The 535-nt window shown below is 56.8% G+C and carries 1 protein-coding gene; it reads left to right on the forward strand.

The genetic code is table 11. The annotated features are described in order from the left end of the window. Nucleotides 1-535 (forward strand): GTP-binding protein (locus FGE05_RS29630; RefSeq protein ID WP_257225756.1); only part of this gene is annotated, 535 nt, incomplete at both ends.

The raw sequence follows: 535 nt of genomic DNA on the forward strand, positions 1-535 counted from the left end.
TGACCGCTGCTCTGACCCGCGTCTGCTCCGAAGTTTTCGGTTCGGCCAAGGTTGACTTCGACAAGATCGACAGCGCCCCGGAAGAAAAAGCTCGCGGTATCACCATCAACACCGCTCACGTTGAATACGATTCGGCCGTGCGTCACTACGCACACGTTGACTGCCCAGGTCACGCCGACTACGTAAAAAACATGATCACCGGTGCTGCCCAGATGGATGGCGCGATCCTGGTTTGCTCGGCCGCTGATGGTCCGATGCCGCAAACCCGTGAGCACATCCTGCTGTCCCGTCAGGTAGGCGTTCCGTACATCGTTGTCTTCCTGAACAAGGCTGACATGGTTGACGACGCTGAGCTGCTGGAACTGGTTGAGATGGAAGTGCGCGACCTGCTGAGCACTTACGACTTCCCAGGTGATGACACTCCAATCATCATCGGTTCGGCTCTGATGGCTCTGAACGGCCAAGACGACAACGAAATGGGCACCACTGCTGTCAAGAAGCTGGTGGAAACTCTGGACAGCTACATCCCAGAGCC

The sequence above is a fragment of the Pseudomonas sp. ICMP22404 genome, assembly GCF_006227205.1.
Lineage (GTDB): Bacteria > Pseudomonadota > Gammaproteobacteria > Pseudomonadales > Pseudomonadaceae > Aquipseudomonas.